The organism is Chlorobium ferrooxidans DSM 13031 (genome assembly GCF_000168715.1).
Lineage (GTDB): Bacteria > Bacteroidota > Chlorobiia > Chlorobiales > Chlorobiaceae > Chlorobium > Chlorobium ferrooxidans.
The window spans coordinates 181,491-203,286 of the sequence record NZ_AASE01000001.1; the positions used below are offsets into that span (position 1 = coordinate 181,491).

Annotated in this window: 16 protein-coding genes, 1 tRNA gene and 1 pseudogene; 2 read left to right on the forward strand and 16 right to left on the reverse strand. The window is 51.0% G+C overall.

The annotated features are described in order from the left end of the window. Nucleotides 1–6 precede the first annotated feature (6 nt). Entirely contained in the window at nucleotides 7–888 is an 882-nt protein-coding gene (locus CFERDRAFT_RS00865) for a cell division protein FtsX (RefSeq protein ID WP_006365286.1), read from the reverse strand. 243 nt (nucleotides 889–1,131) lie between these two features. Here CFERDRAFT_RS00865 and CFERDRAFT_RS00870 point away from each other — a divergent pair. Next, nucleotides 1,132–1,204, forward strand: a tRNA-Ala gene (locus CFERDRAFT_RS00870). A gap of 101 nt (nucleotides 1,205–1,305) precedes the next feature. Here CFERDRAFT_RS00870 and CFERDRAFT_RS00875 read toward each other — a convergent pair. Both CFERDRAFT_RS00875 and CFERDRAFT_RS00880 read right to left on the reverse strand, forming a co-directional pair. Beyond that, nucleotides 1,306–1,830 (reverse strand): hypothetical protein, encoded by a 525-nt coding sequence (locus tag CFERDRAFT_RS00875; RefSeq protein ID WP_006365287.1) that lies wholly within the window; start codon nucleotides 1,828–1,830, stop codon nucleotides 1,306–1,308. Between the two features lie 51 nt (nucleotides 1,831–1,881). Continuing rightward, the gene (locus CFERDRAFT_RS00880) at nucleotides 1,882–4,509 is read right to left on the reverse strand and encodes a RyR domain-containing protein (RefSeq protein ID WP_232209721.1); all 2,628 of its coding nucleotides are present in this window, start codon (nucleotides 4,507–4,509) and stop codon (nucleotides 1,882–1,884) included. A 473-nt stretch (nucleotides 4,510–4,982) separates the two neighbouring features. Here CFERDRAFT_RS00880 and purF point away from each other — a divergent pair, with 473 nt between their 5' ends. Next, the gene (gene purF, locus CFERDRAFT_RS00890; protein ID WP_006365289.1) at nucleotides 4,983–6,476 is read left to right on the forward strand and encodes an amidophosphoribosyltransferase; all 1,494 of its coding nucleotides are present in this window, start codon (nucleotides 4,983–4,985) and stop codon (nucleotides 6,474–6,476) included. A gap of 108 nt (nucleotides 6,477–6,584) precedes the next feature. Here the strand turns inward: purF and CFERDRAFT_RS00895 are convergent, their stop codons facing one another. The 13 genes and pseudogenes from CFERDRAFT_RS00895 to CFERDRAFT_RS00955 all read right to left on the reverse strand — a co-directional run bounded on the left by CFERDRAFT_RS00895 (nucleotide 6,585) and on the right by CFERDRAFT_RS00955 (nucleotide 21,788). Then, nucleotides 6,585–7,019, reverse strand: coding sequence for a TraR/DksA family transcriptional regulator (locus CFERDRAFT_RS00895; RefSeq protein WP_006365290.1), 435 nt, complete (start codon nucleotides 7,017–7,019; stop codon nucleotides 6,585–6,587). Between the two features lie 62 nt (nucleotides 7,020–7,081). Beyond that, nucleotides 7,082–10,339 carry an isoleucine--tRNA ligase gene (ileS, locus tag CFERDRAFT_RS00900; protein ID WP_006365291.1) on the reverse strand — a complete coding sequence of 1,086 codons (3,258 nt, stop codon included), beginning with the start codon at nucleotides 10,337–10,339 and terminating at the stop codon, nucleotides 7,082–7,084. A 322-nt stretch (nucleotides 10,340–10,661) separates the two neighbouring features. Continuing rightward, on the reverse strand, nucleotides 10,662–10,877 hold the full coding sequence (locus CFERDRAFT_RS00905; RefSeq protein ID WP_006365292.1) for a hypothetical protein: 216 nt from the start codon (nucleotides 10,875–10,877) through the stop codon (nucleotides 10,662–10,664). Between the two features lie 114 nt (nucleotides 10,878–10,991). Beyond that, nucleotides 10,992–12,407: a mannose-1-phosphate guanylyltransferase/mannose-6-phosphate isomerase gene (locus CFERDRAFT_RS00910; RefSeq protein ID WP_006365293.1), complete on the reverse strand. Its 1,416-nt coding sequence runs from the start codon at nucleotides 12,405–12,407 to the stop codon at nucleotides 10,992–10,994. Nucleotides 12,408–12,425: 18 nt separating this feature from the next. After that, nucleotides 12,426–13,406: a UDP-glucose 4-epimerase GalE gene (galE, locus tag CFERDRAFT_RS00915; protein ID WP_006365294.1), complete on the reverse strand. Its 981-nt coding sequence runs from the start codon at nucleotides 13,404–13,406 to the stop codon at nucleotides 12,426–12,428. A 33-nt stretch (nucleotides 13,407–13,439) separates the two neighbouring features. Beyond that, the gene (rfbB, locus tag CFERDRAFT_RS00920; protein ID WP_006365295.1) at nucleotides 13,440–14,489 is read right to left on the reverse strand and encodes a dTDP-glucose 4,6-dehydratase; all 1,050 of its coding nucleotides are present in this window, start codon (nucleotides 14,487–14,489) and stop codon (nucleotides 13,440–13,442) included. A 26-nt stretch (nucleotides 14,490–14,515) separates the two neighbouring features. Then, a complete protein-coding gene (rfbD, locus tag CFERDRAFT_RS00925; RefSeq protein ID WP_006365296.1) occupies nucleotides 14,516–15,388 on the reverse strand; it encodes a dTDP-4-dehydrorhamnose reductase in 873 nt (290 codons plus the stop codon). 49 nt (nucleotides 15,389–15,437) lie between these two features. After that, nucleotides 15,438–15,866, reverse strand: coding sequence for a HEPN domain-containing protein (locus tag CFERDRAFT_RS00930; RefSeq protein WP_006365297.1), 429 nt, complete (start codon nucleotides 15,864–15,866; stop codon nucleotides 15,438–15,440). A gap of 64 nt (nucleotides 15,867–15,930) precedes the next feature. Then, on the reverse strand, nucleotides 15,931–16,437 hold the full coding sequence (locus CFERDRAFT_RS00935; RefSeq protein WP_006365298.1) for an LptE family protein: 507 nt from the start codon (nucleotides 16,435–16,437) through the stop codon (nucleotides 15,931–15,933). A 13-nt stretch (nucleotides 16,438–16,450) separates the two neighbouring features. Then, a complete protein-coding gene (locus tag CFERDRAFT_RS00940; RefSeq protein WP_006365299.1) occupies nucleotides 16,451–17,275 on the reverse strand; it encodes an SDR family NAD(P)-dependent oxidoreductase in 825 nt (274 codons plus the stop codon). Nucleotides 17,276–17,298: 23 nt separating this feature from the next. Further along, a pseudogene (locus tag CFERDRAFT_RS00945) lies at nucleotides 17,299–18,601 on the reverse strand (RuBisCO large subunit C-terminal-like domain-containing protein). Nucleotides 18,602–18,732: 131 nt separating this feature from the next. Further along, nucleotides 18,733–19,614: a 3-hydroxy-5-phosphonooxypentane-2,4-dione thiolase gene (gene lsrF, locus CFERDRAFT_RS00950; protein ID WP_006365302.1), complete on the reverse strand. Its 882-nt coding sequence runs from the start codon at nucleotides 19,612–19,614 to the stop codon at nucleotides 18,733–18,735. Between the two features lie 56 nt (nucleotides 19,615–19,670). Beyond that, nucleotides 19,671–21,788, reverse strand: a complete 2,118-nt coding sequence (locus CFERDRAFT_RS00955; RefSeq protein WP_006365303.1) for a bifunctional aldolase/short-chain dehydrogenase — start codon at nucleotides 21,786–21,788, stop codon at nucleotides 19,671–19,673. Nucleotides 21,789–21,796 lie beyond the last annotated feature (8 nt).

The following is a 21,796-nucleotide window of genomic DNA, read 5'->3' on the forward strand; positions in this document are numbered from 1 at the left end:
GTTAAATCAGCGTTTGGAAACGATCCTCAGATATTTGCCTACAGACAGCGCACTCCCGAAAACCCCGAGCACCAGCCCGAGCAGGACGGTCGACGGGTAGATCAGCAGTGCAGAGGGCTGCAGCACCTTGTAGATACCCGGTTCATAACTGAAGAGCAGTTGATCGAAGAGCAGACAGACCGCACCGGCAGCAAGTATGCCTGCTATCAGGCCCTGAAGTGCGCCTTCAATAATATAGGGAGCGCCGATGAACCACCCCGTAGCGCCAACCAGACGCATGGTACGGATCTTCTCCTGCCTTGAATACATGGCGAGCCGGATGGTGTAGCCGATCAGCACAACGGTTGCCACCGAAATGAGCACCCCGATTCCTCCGGTCAGCAGCGTAAACAAGCGGGCATTCTGCTCTATCTGGCCGATAAATGCCTGATTATAGCGGATATCGGCGCCCGGGGCGACGTTCCTGATAGCAGGAACAAGCTGCTCGACACTGTCGGGTGTTGCATATTCGGACTGAAACTTCACTCTTACCGATCTCGGAAGCGGGTTGGATCCGAGAATTCTGACAATATCCTCTCCAAAGTCACGATTAAAGCTCTTTGCCGCATCAGCTTTCGAAACAAACGTGGCCTCCCGAACTCCTTTGAGCACCCTGATCTGTTCCGCGCTCCTTGTTGCAAGAGAGTCGCTCATCGACTCGCCAAGAAAAACCTCAAGTTCAACCCGGCTTCGCAGCTCCTGGATCACATCAAAAAAACTGAGAGAGACGGTGCTGAAAAGACCGAGCAGCACAAGAGCAAAAAAACTGACCGTAACCGTAATGGCTGCGGGAAGCTTGGCCCTGCCGATACTTGAAAAACCCTCTTTGACGACGAATAACAATGACATAACAGCTTGTTTTGCATTAAATAACACCTGTAACTCAAAGAATCAACAAAACAAGTTGCAAAAACAAGTTTTTTTTCTTTTTATTACAGGGCATTTCTATTTAGTGTCGTGAGAAGCCGGAGTACAAGGCGGATGGAGCGCAGAAACCGGAGTGTAGATAGATTACATGAGGATTTTGAGCACCACCCAACGCAGTAATCGGGTTTCGGAACAAATAAATAGCGATGCCTACAGCGACAAATCGGGGCTATAGCTCAGTTGGTAGAGCATTTGCATGGCATGCAAAGGGTCAGGAGTTCGAGTCTCCTTAGCTCCACAAAAAAATAGAAAAGCGCAGTCAAACAGCTGCGCTTTTTTTATTTCTACCCTCCCGAAAAGGACCAACCTTTGGCATCGCAATAAGGGCACCTCTATTAATTACGTTCCTTTCCTCACCGCTTGCGCGATCAAAAAAACCACTCCCACAAAAAGTGATGCACAAAGACCTGCTGCAATATTGTAACTGGCTGCAAGAAGAACAACGGGAAGAGTAAAGTCCGCATCAAAACCAACCCGACTTGAACTTACTGCGAGCGTCAGGGCTGTCAGACCGGTAAAAAAGAAGCTGGTAGCTATACTTCCGGCAAAAGAGATGAAGACCTTCTCACCCTTCCCTTCCGCAATGGCCACTTTCCTTGCCACCTGTTTGCTGGCTCCCGGATCAAGCAGTTGGCGTACCATCATGGCCACAAGGGCAAAGAGAACAAGTACACCGGCGTGAATACCGTAAACCGTAAAGAGCTCGCTCTGCTGTGCGTTGAAATAACCCTGACCGAGCTTTGCCGAGGCAAGACGGAGCATGAAGATCGATGTCCAGTAAAACAGGGTACCCCAGAGCAGCGTTACCAGAACCCAGGTTGCCACACCGGGAGGAGCCGGAGTTTTTTTTATCGGTGATGCCATGAGAAAAATGTGTGATTAATAAAAAAACAATATAACAGCTTTGCACCCTCTTTATTGGGCAAGTTTTACAATAGTATAGCCTGCCTCCTTGAGCAAAAGGGGAATATTTTCTGAAACCAGAGCCCGATCCTTATCCTTTACCTCTTTTGAGAGTTGCTCCCAGTCGACAAGCAGTGCATGGAGCTTTTTCTCTTTATTGGTTTCAGGGGCATATTTCCACCCATCGGCAAGTTTGGCTTCCATCCACCGCTCGTGCTCAAGTTTGGCCATCTCTTTCAATTCGGGTATCGGAATTTCAACGGCCTGTTCGTTGTTGCGCATGGGAACAATGGCGTAGCCAAAAGCAGCGAGTTTGTTGGGAATATCGCGGACTGCTGCACGATTCTTCTCCTGATTATGCGCAGAAAGCGCAGCAAAGCTGACAAGCAGGCTGTGTGTTTTCGGGTTTGATTTTTCATTGTTCACCTTACCCCAAACGTATCCCTGGCTTTTCAGGTTGTCATACAACAATTTATGGTTAAGACGCGCCAATTTTTCAAGCAGCTCTTCGCGGAGTTCCAGATGATGCACCAACGCGGTAAATGAGAGCGGATCCACATGCAAACCCAACTGTTCTTCTGGCGGCAGATAGGAACGGTTGAAATGGGTTGCGGTGCCAAGCCTGCTCATGGCGACAATCGCCTCCATTGAGCGCGATCCATGCCGATAGGAGTCGACCCGGAGAAATGCCCGCATGATACCGATATCGATACGAAGAAAGTGATTTCTGTCGAACAGCTGAGGGGTCAGCCGCTCGAAGAGTGAGCGAAGGAGAATCGCCCGGCGCACAATGAAATAGGGGTCATCGCGTCCCTCGGAGAGTTGCGGGTTCGGACCGAGCACATTGAGAAACCCTTTAAGCCGGCTCAGAAAGTCCGGGGTTTTGGCTTCCACAAGCTCTTTCTGTTTTCTGGATTTTGTAAACTCGTTCAGACTCGACGAGGTGCCGCCCGCAAAGACAAAAATAGCTTTTCCAATCGGGTGGGTTAACTGTCCCTGCTGAAATTCACCATCCTGCATCGGCGCCAGAAAAAAGCGCAGCCATCCAAGCTTTTTTCCATCAAGCGAGGTGTCAAATTCATCCCAGAATGCGAGTGGTATTTTACCGGATAACGCGACATCACGAATCTGATGAAAAGCATCAATCAGATCTGCCGGACTTTTAAACTGGGAGAGATTGAAGGTGAGGGTTTTCTCCGCGATTTTTTTCCCCGGACTGGCCGCCCTGGCGATCTGCTTGACGGCAAACGATTTTCCTGAACCGGGAGGACCGAAAACAGCTATCGAAACAGGACGCTCTTCCTGCTGACTGCAATACTCTGAAATAAGACTGTGAATGCTCCGGAGCGATTCAATCTCCTGACGGTCCACCGTGACCAGCTCTCCGAATACCCCGATCGGAATATTTTTCAGGGCCGCTGTTGCGCCCTCAAGAACGATCCGCTGACTTAACTCTTCAAGATCATCATAATAACGATCCCTGAGAATTGTCCAGGATAATGGCTGTGCATGCTGTTCATCATCAATAATCGGGCAATCGGCCATGGCCAGCGGCGGCTCATCACTCTTCAGATGTTTAATAACACCATCAATCGGAAAACGCAGGCGGGGTGAAGAGTCAGTCCCTCCATCATAACCGGCTTTGTGAAGGTAACGCATCGCGGCGATACCGGACTGGATCCCTTTGGTCAGGTCCGGATTCTCTTTGGCCATCATAATTTCACGAACAATACCGGCGACCAAAACCGATGTTTTGCCGATAATCGTCCCTTTCCCTGCCGGCCATTCGCGCTCCATGTAGAGGGGGTCAAAGAGCAGCTTGGGCGATTCATGTTTTGTAATCCCCGGCAGAAGCAACGCACCGGTCGGGCCGAATGAAACAACCGTATAGGCAGAATGGGTCAGCCTGTTGATCATGGGATTATGGGTGAGTTCCCAGATCAGTTCCAGAGCTGTTTTTTCCCAGGATATCTGGGCGCTGACCTGAATGGCCGACTGGCGCAGATCGTTAATGCTCAGCACAACAATAAGACGATCTGAAAAATGTGCTATCAAATGCTCCCATAAGGCCCCCTCGGCCATCGGTTGGGACATTTTCACAATAATCCAGGGCCCATTTTTGCCGCTCCCCGGCTCTTTTATGGCAACAGGCCAGTGATCCGGCTGATCTCTGAATCCGAGGTTGCTGTCATCGATGACGATAATGTCGGCATGTTCCGGGCCGGCGGTAACGCCATCGGATTTATGTTGTTCCGGTTCAATTTTTGAGGAGCGGTCAAGACCGAGGAAGCGCTCAACCCGCCACACAATAGTGTCGGGTGCTCCCTTGTCGCGATATGGCGCCCATACGGAATAACAGTGGTAGTAGCAGGTGTCATAGGGATCGATAGTCGATGCCGGTGTGGTATGAGTACTCGTAACGTCAACGGTATACGGCAGGTAGACCTTCAGTTGATTCGTCATCGAAGTAATGAGGTCGGAAAGAAGAACAGCACTGCCGAACTGCCAGCTCATTCTGCAACTCTCGGCACCGGTCCAGGCGGAGGGATCATGCGATTCACGGGAGATATGAGCAATATTCCAGTCAATGGTAACATCACCGGTAACAAAGAGAGAAAGCTTATCTTTTTTTTTCCGCATTGGCAGTGATCTTGGGATTTGATTAACCGGAGTGATATCCTGCATTCATACGGGAACTCAAAATGGTGAGAGAAGAGTCCGGATCAGCAGTGAACTTACCGGGGCGAACATCGAGTTCATCCAACCCGGACAGGCAGACTTGATATAAAAGGAAGAATGAATCGGCTCTATAAGTTCCCCCGGGCGCCGTGCCGGCTGCTCCATTCGGTCTGATTTTCGGAGGTAACCGGCAGATGACCAAAACAAATGCAACCCGGTATCAGCAACTGGAGCAGGCAGCAGCCGAAGCCGACGCATCGAAAAATCCGTCAGCATATGCTCATAACACTTCGAACAGGAACAGAATAGGAACGAGAATACATCAACTGGAACTGATGCAACGATTATTTTCAGTTTTCCGTTTGAATATTGATCTTCATTTGCCATTATTAGGACTCTGAGGTGCTTCTCCTAACTTTAACATACTTTTGCTTATGTGTGGAGTTTTCGGCGTTTTTAATTCAAAAACTCCCGCGGAAGACACTTTCTATGGACTGTACTCACTTCAGCACAGAGGACAGGAAGCCGCAGGTATCGTGGTTGCAGACTATAACAAGATCAAAAAGAAAACCCTCTTCAAGCAGCACAAGGGCATGGGTCTTGTTTCCGAAGTTTTCAGGGATGAAACCATCTTCGACAAACTGGGCGGCTATGCCGCTATCGGCCACAACCGATACTCAACCACCGGTTCATCAGCATCCATCAACAATATTCAGCCGTTTTCACTGACCTACCGCTCGGGAAGCCTTGCTGTAGCGCATAACGGCAATCTGACAAACGCCCGAACCCTTCGGCGTCAACTCACTGAGGACGGCGTGATCTTCCAGGCATCCTCTGATACCGAAATCATTCCCCACCTTGCTGCACGCAGCCGGGAAAAAGAGCCCATACAGCAAATCTATAATGCCTTAAGCCAGGTTGAGGGCGCCTATTCAATGGTCATTCTGGCCAATAACCAGATGATTGCAGCAAGAGATCCCTACGGATTCAGACCCCTTGCTCTCGGCAAAAAGGTTGATCCTCTGACCGGAGAGCTTGCCTATATCGTTGCCAGCGAAACCTGCGCATTCGATATCATCCAGGCCGAGTACATCCGCGATATCGAGCCGGGAGAGATATTGCTGATCGACCACCTTGCGGTAACAAACGAGAAGCCTACCTCACTCTTTCTTCCCTCTTCTGATCGTAAAGCGCGCTGCATATTCGAATATGTCTATTTTGCCCGCCCTGACAGCTTTATTTTCAAGCACTCCGTTGACAAGGTACGCCGGAACCTCGGTAAAAATCTCGCACGGGAGTCGGAAATCGGCCAGCAGCCGGGAGAGAAGGAGCTGACCGTCGTAAGCGTCCCCGACTCATCCAATACCGCAGCTCTCGGCTTTGTCAGGGAGAGCAATAAAATGGATAAGGCTGCACGCTTTGAGCACGGCCTTATCCGCAATCACTATGTCGGAAGAACCTTTATCCAGCCGGGCATTCACAGCCGCGACATCAAGGTCCGTTCCAAATACAACATTGTGCGCGGTGTACTCACGGAGAGACCGATCATTCTCATTGACGACTCGATTGTCCGTGGTACAACCGCCAAAATGCTGATCAAGTTGATCCGTGAAGCCGATCCCAAGGCCATCCATCTCCACATCAGCTCTCCGCCTATCACCAACCCCTGCTTTTACGGGATGGATTTCCCGACCAAACGCCAGCTGTTGACCCATATGTTCGACACGCTGGAGAATGAAGAGGAGGAGATAGAAAAGATCAGGGAGTATATCGGTGTTGATTCATTGAAATACCTCTCCATGCAGGGACTCATGAACAGCGTCCCCTCATTTGAAAACGAAACATGTAGCTACTGCACGGCATGTTTCAGCGGTGATTATCCCATCGAGGTCAACGAGGCCACCACCGACAAAGAGGAGAACGACTGAAGAGATTCTGAATTCAGAATTTTGGATTTAAAACACAAAAGGGAAAGGGCGAACAGTTTGTACGCCCTTTCCCTTTTGTACGTCGATGAAATGAAAACCTGCTGCGGCCTACTTTTTCCCCTGCTTGAACTCGATTCTCACCGAGGTGTGCGGCACAGCCTCCAGCCTTTTTTTCGGGATCGGTTTGCCTGACTTGATACAGATTCCGTAGGTTTTGTTTCTGATGCGGTCAAGAGCCTGATCAATGTAACCGATATATTTCTCGTCCCGGGCAATAAACATGAAGCGCTGCTCACGGTCCATGGTCTCAGTGCCGTGATCAGCCATATGCATGGAGTAGTTCGAATTTATTGAATCTTCCACGTTTTCATCGGACAGTGATGAGCGCAGAATATCCAGATCACGAAGCACCTCTTCGCGCCGCTTGAGCAAAAGCTGACGGAAATGCTCCAGCTCTTCATCGGTCAGGTAGGTTTTAGTAAGAACCGGTTCCTCGATAACCTCATTTTCCTTTTTGGAAGCACTGCTGCTTTTTTTCGCCATAATACATCGTATTTGCTGATTCTAACCAAAAGCTGTAAAAAACAGAGAGTGAAATAATACGATTAACTAACATATTTTTCAAGTGATAACCGGCAGAATTCACCGTTTACCGGGTCATTCTTCCCCATTGCGGCAGACAACGGATCACCGAGAGTAGCCACAAGAACTGTTGCGAGAGTTTCAGCTTTAATATACGCATCATTTCTCTGCACCGCATCCAGAAGTTTTTCCGACCCTTCGATAGCAAGCGAAATCCTGTCGGTAATATCAAGGCCGCTCTCCTTGCGGAGCGACTGGATTCGGCTGACCAGTTCTCGCGACAGGCCCAGCATTTCAAGCTCCTCGGTCATCTCGGTATCAAGGGCAACCATAATGCCGTGAGCTTCATCGGATGCCACCAGCCACCCTTCGATATCCTCATGCATAATCTCAACATCCTCACGCAAGAGCTCAAACAGCTTCCCGTCAAGCTCAAAGGAGAGCCGTCCCTCTTTTTCAAGCAGGGCAATCTGCTTGTGGCTCATGATCCTTATCGACTCGGCAAGCGATTTCATCTCCTTGCCGTATCGCGGACCGAGGGTTTTGAAATTCGGTTTCACCTTCTTGCTGATGACCGAGCCATCCTCTTCGATATACTCAATCTTCTGAACGTTGACCTCTTCAAGAATGATATCTGCCACAAGAGAGTACTCCTCCCGGTCAGCGCCATTGTCAACGGCGAGGAGAATACGTTTCAGCGGCTGGCGAACCTTGAGCGAAGCCTTCTCGCGCATGGTACGCACCAGGGAGGTAATGATCTGGGCCTTTTTCATCCGCTGCTCCAGCGGCCGGTCAACAGCCGAAGAGTCGAGCAGGGGAAACGCTGCCAGGTGAACGGACTCAAAGGGTTCAAGCCCGCTGATGCTGTTCAGATTCAGGTAGATACGATCGGCAATAAAGGGGGTAAACGGCGCAAGCAGTTTGGCCAGCGTCAGAAGCGCCGTATAGAGCGATTGATAGGCCGCAATCTTGTCGGGCCCCATGTCACTTTTCCAGAACCGTTTGCGTGAACGACGGATATACCAGTTGGAGAGGTCGTCAACAATAAAATCGTTGATCAGCCGGACGGCGCCGGTCAGATCATACTGCTCCATGCGCATATGGACGTTGTCCACAAGAGTATTCAGTGAGGAGAGTACCCAGCGGTCAAGCTCGGAACGCTCCTGGAGGGGAATTGAGGACTCCGAAAAGTGGAATCCGTCAACATTGGCATAGAGCACAAAGAAGTTATAGCTGTTGATGAATGCCCGGAAAAATTTGCGCTGCTCCTCTTCAATTTCATCGGCATTGAACGATTTCGGCCTCCAGGGGGGACTGGTCACCATAAGGTACCAGCGGAGCGCATCGGCTCCGTAACGGCCCATGGTTTCAAAGGGATCCACCACGTTGCCTTTTGATTTCGACATCTTCTGACCGTTTTTGTCGAGAATATGACCGTTGACAATCAGATTTCTGTACGCAGGCTTGTCGAAAATGAGTGTGGCAATGGCATGAAGGGTGTAGAACCATCCTCTGGTCTGGTCAACCCCCTCGGCGATAAAATCTGCCGGAAAGGTGCGATCAAACTGTTCACGGTTCTCGAACGGGTAGTGAAGCTGGGCAAAGGGCATGGAACCGCTGTCAAACCAGACGTCAACCAGTTCGGGTGTGCGGTTGAAGCGCTTGCCATCCCTGATAAAATAGATCCTGTCAACAAAGGGCTTGTGCAGATCGAGCTCAACGAGACCCCTGTCGAGAGCATCCCCGAGGAGATAGCGTTCGGTATCTATATCGATGAAGCCTTCCCGCAGCTCTGCAATGGATCCGACGGCAAAAAGTCTGCCCGAATCGGCACCATCCCCGATAGCGAAATCCTCCGCAACCCAGAGCGGCAGGGGTGAACCCCAGAAGCGTTCGCGTGACAGCGCCCAGTCCTTGTTCTCCTCAAGCCAGTTTCCGAAACGTCCGGCTCCGATCTCGGGAGGGCACCAGTTGATGGTTTTGTTCAGCTCCACCATCCGCTCGGCAATAGCGGTAGTCCGGATATACCAGGACTCCCTTGCATAGTAGATCACCGGAACATCGTAACGCCAGGAGTAGGGATAGGTGTGGGTAATGGTCTCCTTGCGGTAGAGTTTTCCTGCCTCCTTGAGCTGACGGATAATGAGCGGATCGGTATCCTTGAAAAACATACCGTCATAGTCGCTGACTTCAGCCGTGAAACAGCCGTTGCGGGCAACCGGCTGGAGCATCGGGAGATCATATTTTTTGGCAATCTCATAGTCATCGGCACCGAAAGCCGGAGCGATGTGAACAATTCCGGTACCATCCCCGGTGGAGACAAATGATCCGGCGGTGACATACCAGCACTTTTTCTCAGGCTGGATATAGTTGAAAAGCGGCTCATATTCGAGCCCTTCAAGATCCCGCCCTTTCAGTTCAGCAATAACCTGCCAGAGTGACTCCCCCTCTTCGTTTTTCTCAAGAAGCACCTGAAGACAGGAGTGGGCAAGAATCAATACCTCACCGCTCTCTCTGTTCCGAACTTTTACATAATCAATATCGCTGCCTACACAGAGCGCCACATTTGAAATCAATGTCCAGGGAGTCGTTGTCCAGACCAGAAAAGACTCTTCCGAACCCTTCAGACGAAATCGCACATAGACACTCGGGTCTTTCACCTCCCGGTAACCGAGGGCAAGCTCGTGAGAGCTGAGCACCGTCTCGGATTTCGGGTCCTGCGGGACAATTTTGTAATCCTTGTAGATAAGCCCCTTGTCGAAAATGGTCTTCAAAGCCCACCAGACCGACTCGATGTAGTTATTGGTACAGGTAATATAGGGGTGGTCCATATCGACCCAGTAGCCCATCTGCTCGGTCAGCTTTCCCCATCCCTCGCGATTATCGTCGATGTGATGGTAGACAAGCGCCCTTGCTTCAGCATTGAAATCCCCTTCACCATACTCCACAACCTGGGACTTGTTCTTCAGACCCAGCTTTTTCTCTACTGAAATCTCCACCGGCAATCCATGAGTATCCCATCCTGCCATTCTCGGCACCCGGTAACCCTGCATGGTCTTGTACCGGCACACCACATCCTTGATGGTTCGGCTGAACACATGGTGCACACCCGGCTTGCCATTGACCGTCGGTGGTCCTTCGTAAAACGAGTAGACCCTCTCCGCCGGTCTCTCCTCCAGACTCTTCTGAAAAATTCCCTTTTCATTCCAGTATGCAAGAACTTCCGCCTCTACTGTACTATAGGGCACATTTGAGGGATACTCCCTGAATTTATCGTCCATAATGCTTATAGGTCATTCAATCAACAGCAGGCAACCGGCCTGCAATTATAAAAAAAGTCAATATACAAGAATCCGGTATGAAACAGCACAGGCAAGCCTTTCATAAACAGAAAAGCTTGCCTGAAACCTTGTATGGGCACCTCTATTAATTTGTTCCGCGATTCGATTACTTCGTTGGGCGGTGCTCGAAATCCTCAAGTACTCCTTGTACATTCCGGTTTCTGCGCTCCGTCCGCCTCGTACTCAAACCGCTCACAACAATTTATAGAGGTGCCTTTTAAATATCTGAAGCGACAAAAGACAACCGGGAAAATTCCGATTCTTACTTTTTACCGCCAAGAGTTGAATTTACGCCGTCAAGAATCTGTTTTGCTACCACCGTCAGGGAATCAAGCGTCTGGGCAACGATCTTGCTCAGGGGGGTCAGCGTACTGTCAAGTAGAGTGCCAACACCGACCAGAATTGTCGAAAAATCACCTTTGACAACATCACCCTGGCGCTGCTGAGCCTGTCCGGAAGATTTGATTTCTTCAGCCATATTAAAGGGATATTTAGATTTAACAGGTTTAACGCCAACTAAACAATAACCTTAAAATGTACTATTTTTAATCATCCCGTCAAAGAAATTCAAAACAAAGGCGCCTGTCCTGTTTTACTGCCGGCCGTAACGATCCTCCACACGAACAATATCATCCTCTCCAAGGTACCCGCCTGTCTGTACCTCAATCAGTTCAAGAGGCACCTGAGCAGGATTCTCAAGACGATGGAAGGAGCCAACCGGGATATAGGTGGACTGATCCTCATGAAGCTCGATTGTTCGATCCTCTACAGTCACCAGAGCTCTTCCCCTGACGACAATCCAGTGTTCGGCTCGATGCTGATGCTTCTGAAGCGAAAGCGCCGCACCGGGGTTCACGGTAATGCGTTTGACCTTGAAGCGGCCCGATACATCAACCGTTTCATAGGAACCCCATGGACGGTAGACCCTTCGGTGCATAACCGCTTCATCACGCTCTTTGCGGTTAAGCTGTTCAACCAGCAACTGAACATCCTGAACCCGATCCTTCGCCGCTACAAGCACCGCATCAGCGGTCTCTATAATAATGTGATCATCAAGACCAACTGCGGCAACAAGACGGCTTGTTGCATGGATATAGCTGTTCCTGACATCGTGCAGCAGCACATCGCCCTTCTTCACATTGCCCGCTTCGTCCCGCTCATGCACATCCCAGAGCGCTGACCATGCACCGATATCACTCCATCCTGCATCAAGTGGAACGAGTAGTGCCCGTCCGGTTTTTTCCATCACGGCATAGTCAATGGAATCAGAGGGGGAGGATTGAAATGCTTCCGCATCAAGCCTCAAAAAGTCGAGATCTTCAACAGCTTTCTCTATAGCCTCACGGCATGCACCGAGTATCGACGGGGCATACATTTCGAGCTCCTGCAGATAGCTTTCGGCCCTGAAGAGAAAAATGCCGCTGTTCCAGAAGTAGTCGCCCGAAGCAAAAAAGCGCTCTGCGGTCTGCTGGCAGGGTTTCTCGACAAATTCAAGAACAGGATAAGCCCCGTTATACGCTTCCCCCTTAAGCGATGCCCGGATATAGCCGTAACCGGTTTCAGCAGAGAGCGGAACAACGCCGAAAGTGACCAGCGCACCCTCCCGGGCGGCAGCCCTTCCGGTAAAGATCGCCTCCCTGAATGCCTGCGGGTCAAGAATGACGTGATCAGCCGGCAAAACAAGCATCAGGGCGCCGGGATGCTTCCTTGCAATAAGAAGAGCCGCTGCCGCAGATGCCGGAGCCGTATTGCGCCCCGTCTGTTCAAGAATGATTTCGCCGATTTCAGCCTCTATCTCCCGGAGCTGCTCGGCTACAAGAAATCGATGGCTTTCATTACAGACAGTATAAACAGGACCCAGGTCATCAAGCAGGGAAAGGCGTAACACGGTATCCTGCAGCATGCTCTTTTCTCCGATGATCGAGAGAAACTGCTTGGGATACAACGCCCTGGAAAGAGGCCAGAGTCTTGTGCCGGAACCGCCGCTGAGAATCACAGGAATAATCATGGATAGAGCGCGAAAAGCTTAATGGCGGGCAAATTTCTCATACATTTTCCAGGTCGAGGAGACAAGGGTATCAACATCACTGTACTTCGGCACCCACCCGAGCAGCTCCCCGGCCTTTGCCGCAGACGCCACCAGTTCTGCCGGATCGCCGGCTCTCCTGCCGGCAATCTCTGAAGGAACAGCCTTTCCGGTAAGAGCGCGAACCCGCTCCAGCATTTCAAGAACACTGACACCCTTCTGGCTTCCGAGATTGACCGTAATGCTCCGGTCATGCTTCCGGATATATTCAAACGCGGTTACATGAGCTTCCGCCAGATCACTGACATGAACATAATCCCGTATGCAGCTTCCGTCTCTGGTCGGATAATCGTCACCGTAAACGGAGAGCCTGGGACGGATGCCTGCCGCAGTTTCCATCACAATCGGCAGCAGATTTTCAGGATTCAGCTCAAGACCTTTGATTCGTCCCTGAACATCATAACCGGCCGCATTGAAATAGCGGATTGCCGCATAGCGCAGACCTTTCAGCCGGTCATACCAGCCGAGCATCCGCTCGATTTCGAGCTTGGTATAGCCGTAAAAATTTTCCGGCTTCTTCGGATGCTCTTCATCCATAGGCAGATATTGTGGAGCGCCATAGACCGCTGCCGAAGAGGAGAAGATAATCGGAGAGAGGGATGCAGCTGTCGCCTCATTAAGGATGTTTATCGTACCGGCAATATTGGCCTCGGCATAGCGTTCCGGATGGAGCATTGACTGACCGGCAGCTTTCAAGGCCGCGAGGTGTATACAGCCGTCAAATCCTCCTCCAGTCATGACCGCGCGCAGCTGCGCGGGATGCATAATATCTCCATGCACAAACTGAGCCTCTTCAAAGAGATTCTCCCTCAAACCGGTCTGAAGATTATCAAAAACCGTAACACGGTATCCACGATCAAGAAAAGCTCTTGTAACATGACTGCCGATATAGCCTGCACCGCCGATAACCAGAATTCGCATAGGAAAAGCTGTTCACTGTTTGTTGTAATGCTGTCACTTTACGCCATACATCTTCTCGTAATAGTGCTGATAACTGCCGGAGGTCACATTGTCAAGCCACTCCTGATTTGCAAGATACCACTCTACGGTCAGCTCAAGCCCTTTTTCAAAGGAGATCGAAGGAATCCAGCCCAGTTCCCGCTGCAGCTTCGACGAGTCAATAGCATAACGAAGGTCATGGCCTGCCCGGTCGGTAACGTAGGTGATGAGTTTTTCTGACTCACCCGCCCCGCGACCAAGCTTCCGGTCCATAATCCGGCAGAGCTGCCTGATCAGGTCAATGTTTGTCCACTCATTATGACCGCCGATATTATAGGTCTCGCCGCTCCTTCCCCGATGATAAATGACATCGATTGCCACGGCATGGTCAACCACCCAGAGCCAGTCCCGCACGTTCTCCCCCTTTCCATAGACCGGAAGCGGCTTGTTGTTGCGGATATTGTTGATAAACAGCGGAATGAGTTTTTCGGGAAACTGGAAAGATCCGTAGTTGTTTGAACAGTTGCTGATCACAACCGGAAGGCCGTAGGTATCATGATAGGCCCTGACAAAGTGATCCGAAGCGGCTTTGGATGCCGAGTAGGGACTGTGGGGATCGTAAGCGGTCTCTTCGGTAAAGAGTCCTTCAGCTCCAAGGGAGCCGTAAACCTCATCGGTTGAGATATGGTAGAATCGTTTTCCCTCCATCTCACTCTGCCACGAGGCCTTTGCGGCATTGAGCAGATTGACCGTGCCAAGAACATTGGTCACCACAAACTCCGTCGGGTTGGCAATCGAACGATCAACATGCGACTCGGCCGCCAGATGAATCACTCCGTCAAACCGCTGCTCCTCAAAAAGTCTCAACAGGAAGGCGCTGTCGGTTATATCCCCTTTTATAAAACGGTAGTTCGGCAGAGCATCCACATCCGAAAGGTTGGCAAGATTTCCGGCATAGGTAAGGCTGTCAAGGTTGGTGACCGTGTATGAGGGGTAGCACTTCAGAAAGTGCCTGACGACATGTGAACCTATGAATCCTGCTCCTCCGGTGATCAGTATATGCATTGTTTCCTGTTATAAAGGTTACTCGTTCATGTTGCTTCCCGCTGTATCTCCCTGAGCATGGTTGCCAGTGAGCTGCGCCAGTGAGGAATTTCCACTCCCCATGATTTTTTTATAGCCGACTTGTTCAGTACGCTGAAGCCCGGCCTCCTTGCAAGAGTCGGGTATTCGCTGCTCTCTACCGGCAAAACGCGGCAGGAGAGTCCAGCAAGCTCCATAATGGCTTCAGCAAAATCATACCACGAGCATACTCCTTCGTTGGAGTAATGATAGGTCTCGCCATAGCAATGCGACAGGTCACAGCGATCCAGAATCGAGGCAATTGCCGAGGCGAGATCAGCTGCACAGGTCGGCGTGCCGATCTGGTCAAACACCACAGTAAGCGAGGACTTTTCTGCGCCGAGCCGAAGCATGGTTTTGACAAAGTTACTGCCGTAAGGGGAGTAAAGCCAGGATGTTCTGATAATCAGGTGTGAGGGGCCGATCCTGCGAACAGCCTCCTCCCCTTCCCATTTGGAAAGGCCGTAAACACTTGCCGGCGAAACCCGATCACTTTCCCGGTAGGGCGAGTTTGACTCTCCGTTAAAGACATAATCGGTCGAAATATGTACTAACAGGGCATTTCGATCTTTGGCACACCGGGCAAGCACGGCGGGACCATCCCTGTTCACCAGAAAGGCCGATGCGGAATCCGACTCAGCCTTGTCTACGGCAGTATAGGCCGCACAATTGACAATCGCCTGAATCGAGTGAAGCCGGCAAATCTCTTCCACCTGAGCGGCATTCGTAATATCGAGATCGGGAAGATCATAAAAATAATAGTGATGGCTGCCGGTCAACCCCGAAACCCTTTGCAGTTCTGAACCAAGCTGACCTCGGCTGCCGGTAACAAGAATATTCATGCACAAGTACAATCAAAAATTACAATCGGACGAAACAGCCCTGAAAAAGTTATTTAGCCAGTTCAGCAATTTCGGTACTCACCCGCATGCATTTGCGGGCAGCTTCGATTGCCGCCACACCTTTCTCTTCATCAAAGATCTTCCAGGGAAGCCGGAACTCCGCCTCATCACCATATTTCGCCAGCATTTTCAGATGTGAATCATATTTCTGCAAATCCGGAAGTATCTCTTCAATCAGAGCTGCTATCTCTTCCGAAACCGTTCCTTCGGATATAAGCCGGGAGAGATGCAGCCCCGGTTTATGCGTAAGGGAGGAGACACCAAAGAGCATCAGGACCGCAAGCCCGGTATTTTCAATGACCAGTATGGAGTGCGAAACACAGGTACGCCAGCGTTTGAGGGAATAATCCAGTTCAGCCTCTTCAAGAAAACCGCGGGCGAGTTCGAAACGGTATCCTATTTCCTTTCCTGATTCCATGATAACTCCTCCGTTAACTATACCAGCATATTGATAAAAACAGCCATAAAAATCTCCGTAACACCTACCAACCCGAAACAACCCGATCGAAAACCGCATCAACAATCTGACCGAGACAGAAACGGATTGCCTCCTCTCTTGCAACGTAATTACCAACGGGATAATCTGCAAATCCTGTGAAGGATTGATTAAAGAGTGTTTTTTTGTCGATTCGATTGCTCATGCTGACCTGAACGGTTAGCACAAGACGGTTCGTTATCGCCCGCTCCGTCCGGCTGGAAAGCTGACCGGGATAATCGGAAAAAGAGGTGATCACACCATCAAGCAGAGCATCTGCCCCTGCAATGGATGGAATAACCTGAAAGCTGCTCTGAGCTTCCAGCCTGTCAGCAAGAGCTTTCGACAGCTCACCCCTGAACTGCGCAATACCTGCTCCCGAGCGATCATCAAAAACCGGAACGGCTATGGTTTTCATGTTCGGAGCAAGTGATCCGCCGGTAAAGCTGTAGCAACCCTGAAGGGTAACCATAACAAGAAAGAGCACGATTACCGGGGTACCTCTTTTCAGCATGACAATCCTCTTTTTACCAGGTTCGACAATCAATTCTGTGCAGTATTTTACGGAAGGGATAGGTCAGGAGCAACCATTTTTTTCTGCGTCCGTCAAGAGCTGAGAGATAGATCCCTGTTTTTGTGTCACTCCAGGCTGAAGCAAGCTTCACGGCAAGCTTTGCTGCAACGGAAGGCGGCTGGGCAAAAATATCAAGAATGGTGTTGAAGGTGGCAAGCTGTCGCAGAAGTTCAGGAGTAGGGTGTTCTGCACTGACCATTCCGGTACGAACAAGGCCCGGATGGAGCAGCATCACCGCAATGCCGGTATGCCGGTACTCTTCTGCCACGGCATAGGTAAATCGGGCGATGGCAGCTTTGGTTGAGCCGTAGGCACTTATCCAGGGCGTATTGGAACTCCGGTCGGTACCGGAACCTGCCATATTGATAACTTTTCCTTTCCGGTTCTCCCTGAGAAAATAACCTATTGCCGCACGGGTTCCGTTATAGGTCCCTTTAAGGTTGGTGTCAACAACCCTGCCCCACACTTCAGGGTCACTGTCGGTGATACTCCCGAACGGGTCCGAAATGCCCGCATTGTTGATAAAACAGTCTACTCTTCCGAAGCGCTCAACCGCCGCTTTGAGCAGATGCTCCATTTCGGAGAGGGAAACAACATTGCAGACACAGCCATAGGCACAATCCTTCGGAAATTCGGCAACAGCTGCATCAATATTGGATTTTGATGCAGAGGTTATAACCACCTTTGCCCCCTCGCGTACAAACTCATGGGCGATAGCTTTACCGATCCCTCTGGTAGAACCGGTAATAACGGCAACCCTCTCATCGAGCAGACCCATAAGCAGACCTCCGCCTTTGCTCCTTATTTTTTCCCCTGCGCCCCGTCGATCATGGCCTGAAGCTCAGGATGACCGGCAGCATAACGCTCAAGCGAAATACCCTCTTTGATAGCGCTCCATGCCTGGCGGATACTTGCCGCTCCCGCCTTTGGTCCCATGGGATGGCCGAAAACGCCCCGGCCGGGCACAAAGCCGAAATCAACACTGCCGACCTTGCGGTAAACCGTTTCAAGCGTCAGTGCAGAATCGCTGCCGCCGGGAACAGGAAGGGAACGACGGATATGACCGAAATCCTGAAGACACTCGGCAATATTCTCCTGTACCTCCTCTTCCGGGGTCATCATCCTGCTGCCGAATCCGGGCATAATAATCGAGTCAAGACCGGCAAGACGCTGCAGTTTGGTCATCACCTTTGAGTGAATGCCATATTTTTCCATCCGGCTGAATGCAGCAATAAAGGGAAAGTGACCGATAAGAGGGACTTTCGTATGGCGGGCAAGCATTCTGACAGCACTGAGCCCTACAGGCAGCGCATTGATAAGCAGGGCATTGGCGCCGTTACTGACCGCTATATCATGCTGCTCAATCAGACGGTCAACCTCATCCGTAACATTGGCAAGATAAATTTTCGGCTCTCCGGTCTGCTTCTCCGCCCTCCTCCTCGCTTCACCAAGCACTTGGGAACGCTCCACCAGTGTTGACCAGTCAACATCAAGCAAGCATCTCATCATCCTTTGCTATATCAAGACCGCCAAGCCAGCTCTGGAAGGCTATTTCAGCAAACTCATCAGGACTGAGACCGATATTGGGTTTCACCACACCAAAAAATATCGGACGGTCATAGGCCTGCAGAAGATCACGGATACCCTCGACACCGAATTTCGGCCCGTCAAACTCCTGAAGATAGGAGTCAGGAAAACCGATATCAAGCAGTTTGACGATAGGCACTCCCGGTGTAAAAAAGACCCCTTCGCCACACACTGCGGAGAGCAGGTTCGGCAGTTTCGGGCCGAAATTGCGGTGTGGATGAGCAATGGTGATACGACAGGCGTGTATTGGACCGGTTTCGGAGTGCTTGACCGGATAGCTCAGCTCCTGTAGCTCGCCCTCCACCGTCAGATTGATGACTTTGGCCGCATACCTCGGGCGGAAATCCTCATCATAATCAACACGCTTCCACTGAGCAGTCGATTGCTCACTGCAAAAATGCGCAAGCGCCGTCTCGATATCACCCACGCACTCAAGATAGTAATCGAGCGTCAGGTAGTCAGCCATGTCAAGCTGCTCTCTGGAGGTAAAAAATCCTTTGATATCATCAATATTCATAAAAATACGTCATACGCCCCGACTGCACACTGCACGCAATTGACACGGGGGTTCCATTAAAAAAATAAAACGGTGAAAAAATGCCGCGACAGAGCACTCCACTCTGTCGCAGCACCGGAGAACTCTTTATGTTATCCTTCCGACTTGATGTCATTGAAATAGGCAAACGCATCTTCCGGAGCCAGTTGCTCATGCACAACCTTGTTTACGGCTTTCATCATGGCCAGCGGAGCGTCACTCTGGAAAATATTGCGGCCCATATCTACTCCCGCAGCACCCTCCTGGATGGCATGCGAACACATGGTAAGCGCTTCGAGTTCGGAAATTTTCTTGCCTCCGGCCATAACAATCGGAACCGGACATGAAGCTACCACGGTTTCAAACTCTTCGGGGACATAGTAGGTCTTGACGATCTGTGCTCCGAGCTCTGCCGAAATCCGGCATGCAAGCCTGAAATATTTGGCATCACGAACCATATCCTTGCCGACAGCCGTCACGGCCATGGTGGGAATTCCGTAACGCAGGCCCATATCAACAAGTCTGGTCATATTGCGCACTGACCGGGTTTCGAACTCACCGCCAATGAAAACCTGGAGGGTTATGGCGGCAACATTCATGCGAATGGCATCTTCAATATCAACAGCAAGCTCTTCGTCCGAGAGCTCCTTGAGAATGCTCGGCCCGCCGCTGCAGCGCATGACGATAGCCTTGTTCAGTGTCGGAGGGACAGTCGTGCGAAGAATGCCTCTTGTCAGCATGATGGCATCAGCATGCGGCATAAGCGGCACAATATTGACGTCCGGACGTTCAAGACCGGTGGTAGGGCCCTGAAAGTAACCATGATCAATAGCAAACATGACTGTTTTTCCGGTATCGGGCCGGAAAATCCTCGAAAGCCGGTTTTTCATCCCCCAGTCAACCGAGTGGGCACCTTTGAGGAAAAAACCGTAGTTGTTAACCGGGATATCGGTATAGTACTCTTTTGCCTGTTTGTCCTTGTCGTATTCCGCCATGATGAAGGGTCTCCTCTGTTCAGTTGTAGTTGTTTATAGTGAACCTGTTCTCTCTTTCAGCGAAGGGCCGCTGCAATATTGCCGCCATCGACTGTTGTGATTGAGCCTGTCGTTCTGGTTTCCAGAGCCAGATGCACAAATGCCTCTGCAACATCCTCAGCGGTAACCTCAAGCTGCAGGAGGTTTCCTGCCATATACTCCTTCTCACTCAGACCGCGGGCAGTTGAGCGGGCCTTGATCATCTCTTCGGTAAGCAGACCGCTGCGAATTCTGTCGGCATTGATGCCGTTTGAACGGATGCCGTCACGACCGTGATCCAGGGCATATTGACGCACAAGAAACATCGTTGCCGCCTTCGGCAGTCCGTAGGGGCCGAAATCGGGACCGGGATTGACCGCCTGTTTTGATACGTTGAAAAGCAGAACACCGCCGGTACCCTGAAGCTTCATCACCCGTACGGCCTCCTGGGCGATGGACTGGTGGGAAAAAAAGTTGAGTTCAAAGCTTTTGCGAAGTACCTCATCAGCCACTTCACCGATGCGCCCCTGAAGCGCAGCCCCGACATTGGAAACAATAATATCAATCCCGCCAAACCGGCGGCACGCCGCATCGAAAGCCGAGCGGATCTCTTTGCGTGAGGTGACATCACAGGTCTTGACGAGTACATTGCCGCCGATAGACTCAGCAGCCCGTTCAAGCGATTCAAGAGTAAGATCAAGCAGCACCAGCTCGGCGCCTCTCTGCCGGAAGGCTTTGGCCGTTGCAAGGCCGATACCACTGGCGGCACCGGTTACCATCACGACTTTTCCCGCAAAAACATCATGATGAACCTTGTTCACCTTCTCCTGCTCCATATCCCAGTACTCAATCTCGAACGCCTCCCGGTCACTGATGGATTCAAATGTTCCGATTGATTCCGCGTCAAGTATGGCTGCGGCGGTACTTGTTGCAATATCGGCGTTGACTGCTGCAGAGCGGGCGGTTTTACCAAGGCCGAAAAGTCCGAGGCCGGGAACAAGCACCACTCCCGGAAGCGGATCAAGCATGCTGACCTTCATGCCTGAAGCATGTTTCTCTGCTTCAAAATATGCGGTATAGGCTTCACGATAGTGCTCTACAGCATCCACTACGGCCGCCTTGAACCCCGCAAGGTCGGCAGCATCAGGCGCCGGAACCACAAGTGGCTTGTTCTTGGTGCGGACAATAAAGTCAGGGGTCATTGCCCCCTTCTGACTCATCCCGATAAGATCCCGGCAGTTGACATAGTCAAGAATTTCCGGCGAGGTGCGGAAATCAAGAATAAACTGATGGAACTCCCTGGTTCCCGGTGACTTCTCCTCAACGCAGGCGCCACGAATGATCGGAGCAGCATCTTCTACTGAAGCAACTGCTGACGGAAGGGTTACCTTCGGAAAGGCTTTTCTGCCTGTTGCTGCAATCCGTTGTTCAAGTCTGCTGACGGCATCAATCATGCGGGTGTATGCCTCTTTGGCGGTAGTGCCGAAGGTAACCAGACCATGTTTCTGCAGAACCAGCCCCTCGATCTCCGGATTTGCCTCATAAACAACTGCCGCAGCACGGGCAAGTCCCATCCCCGGCTTGATATAGTCAACCGAGCCGAAACTCGCACCAAGCACGTCACTGCAGAGCGCTTCACCATTCGGCTGATTGCTGAGCGTAAGCAGGGCAAAGGAGTGGGTGTGTAAAATGTACCGGTGCGGAAGAAATGCATGCAGCAGCGTCTCTATGGAAGGAGTCAGCCGATGCTGTGCCATATGGTCGGTAAGACTGAAAAGGTTCAGAAGCAGAAGGTGCTTGAACTCCTTGGTTGAAAAACGCTGCAGCTCCTCCTCGCTTATCCGGTCATTTTGGTTAAAAAGCTGACCGAGTTTACGGAGGGGACGCAGTTTGACCGGAGTATAATCATGGGGGGTAACCTGGCTGAGATCAACTCCGCTGGCTTTGATCAGGAGCACTTCCGCCCTGTTGCCGACCATATCAACCAGTTCACATTTGACAGAGGTGTTCCCGCCGCCATGAATCACCAGCGAACTTTCACTGCCAAGCAGGCGGGATGCATAGACCAGCCCGGCCAGTTCATTGGGCATCTCGGAAACTCCTTCATACTCTCTGAGAGAGCGTTGAAGATCAGCATCATTCCAGAGGTTCTGCATAGGATATT

Bases quoted from the DNA above. Each gene is read 5' to 3' on its own strand.
- CFERDRAFT_RS00865 (WP_006365286.1), bottom strand. From the start codon at position 888: ATGTCATTGTTATTCGTCGTCAAAGAGGGTTTTTCAAGTATCGGCAGG.
- CFERDRAFT_RS00875 (WP_006365287.1), bottom strand. From the start codon at position 1,830: ATGGCATCACCGATAAAAAAAACTCCGGCTCCTCCCGGTGTGGCAACC.
- CFERDRAFT_RS00880 (WP_232209721.1), bottom strand. From the start codon at position 4,509: ATGCGGAAAAAAAAAGATAAGCTTTCTCTCTTTGTTACCGGTGATGTT.
- purF (WP_006365289.1), top strand. From the start codon at position 4,983: ATGTGTGGAGTTTTCGGCGTTTTTAATTCAAAAACTCCCGCGGAAGAC.
- CFERDRAFT_RS00895 (WP_006365290.1), bottom strand. From the start codon at position 7,019: ATGGCGAAAAAAAGCAGCAGTGCTTCCAAAAAGGAAAATGAGGTTATC.
- ileS (WP_006365291.1), bottom strand. From the start codon at position 10,339: ATGGACGATAAATTCAGGGAGTATCCCTCAAATGTGCCCTATAGTACA.
- CFERDRAFT_RS00905 (WP_006365292.1), bottom strand. From the start codon at position 10,877: ATGGCTGAAGAAATCAAATCTTCCGGACAGGCTCAGCAGCGCCAGGGT.
- CFERDRAFT_RS00910 (WP_006365293.1), bottom strand. From the start codon at position 12,407: ATGATTATTCCTGTGATTCTCAGCGGCGGTTCCGGCACAAGACTCTGG.
- galE (WP_006365294.1), bottom strand. From the start codon at position 13,406: ATGCGAATTCTGGTTATCGGCGGTGCAGGCTATATCGGCAGTCATGTT.
- rfbB (WP_006365295.1), bottom strand. From the start codon at position 14,489: ATGCATATACTGATCACCGGAGGAGCAGGATTCATAGGTTCACATGTC.
- rfbD (WP_006365296.1), bottom strand. From the start codon at position 15,388: ATGAATATTCTTGTTACCGGCAGCCGAGGTCAGCTTGGTTCAGAACTG.
- CFERDRAFT_RS00930 (WP_006365297.1), bottom strand. From the start codon at position 15,866: ATGGAATCAGGAAAGGAAATAGGATACCGTTTCGAACTCGCCCGCGGT.
- CFERDRAFT_RS00935 (WP_006365298.1), bottom strand. From the start codon at position 16,437: ATGCTGAAAAGAGGTACCCCGGTAATCGTGCTCTTTCTTGTTATGGTT.
- CFERDRAFT_RS00940 (WP_006365299.1), bottom strand. From the start codon at position 17,275: ATGGGTCTGCTCGATGAGAGGGTTGCCGTTATTACCGGTTCTACCAGA.
- lsrF (WP_006365302.1), bottom strand. From the start codon at position 19,614: ATGGCGGAATACGACAAGGACAAACAGGCAAAAGAGTACTATACCGAT.
- CFERDRAFT_RS00955 (WP_006365303.1), bottom strand. From the start codon at position 21,788: ATGCAGAACCTCTGGAATGATGCTGATCTTCAACGCTCTCTCAGAGAG.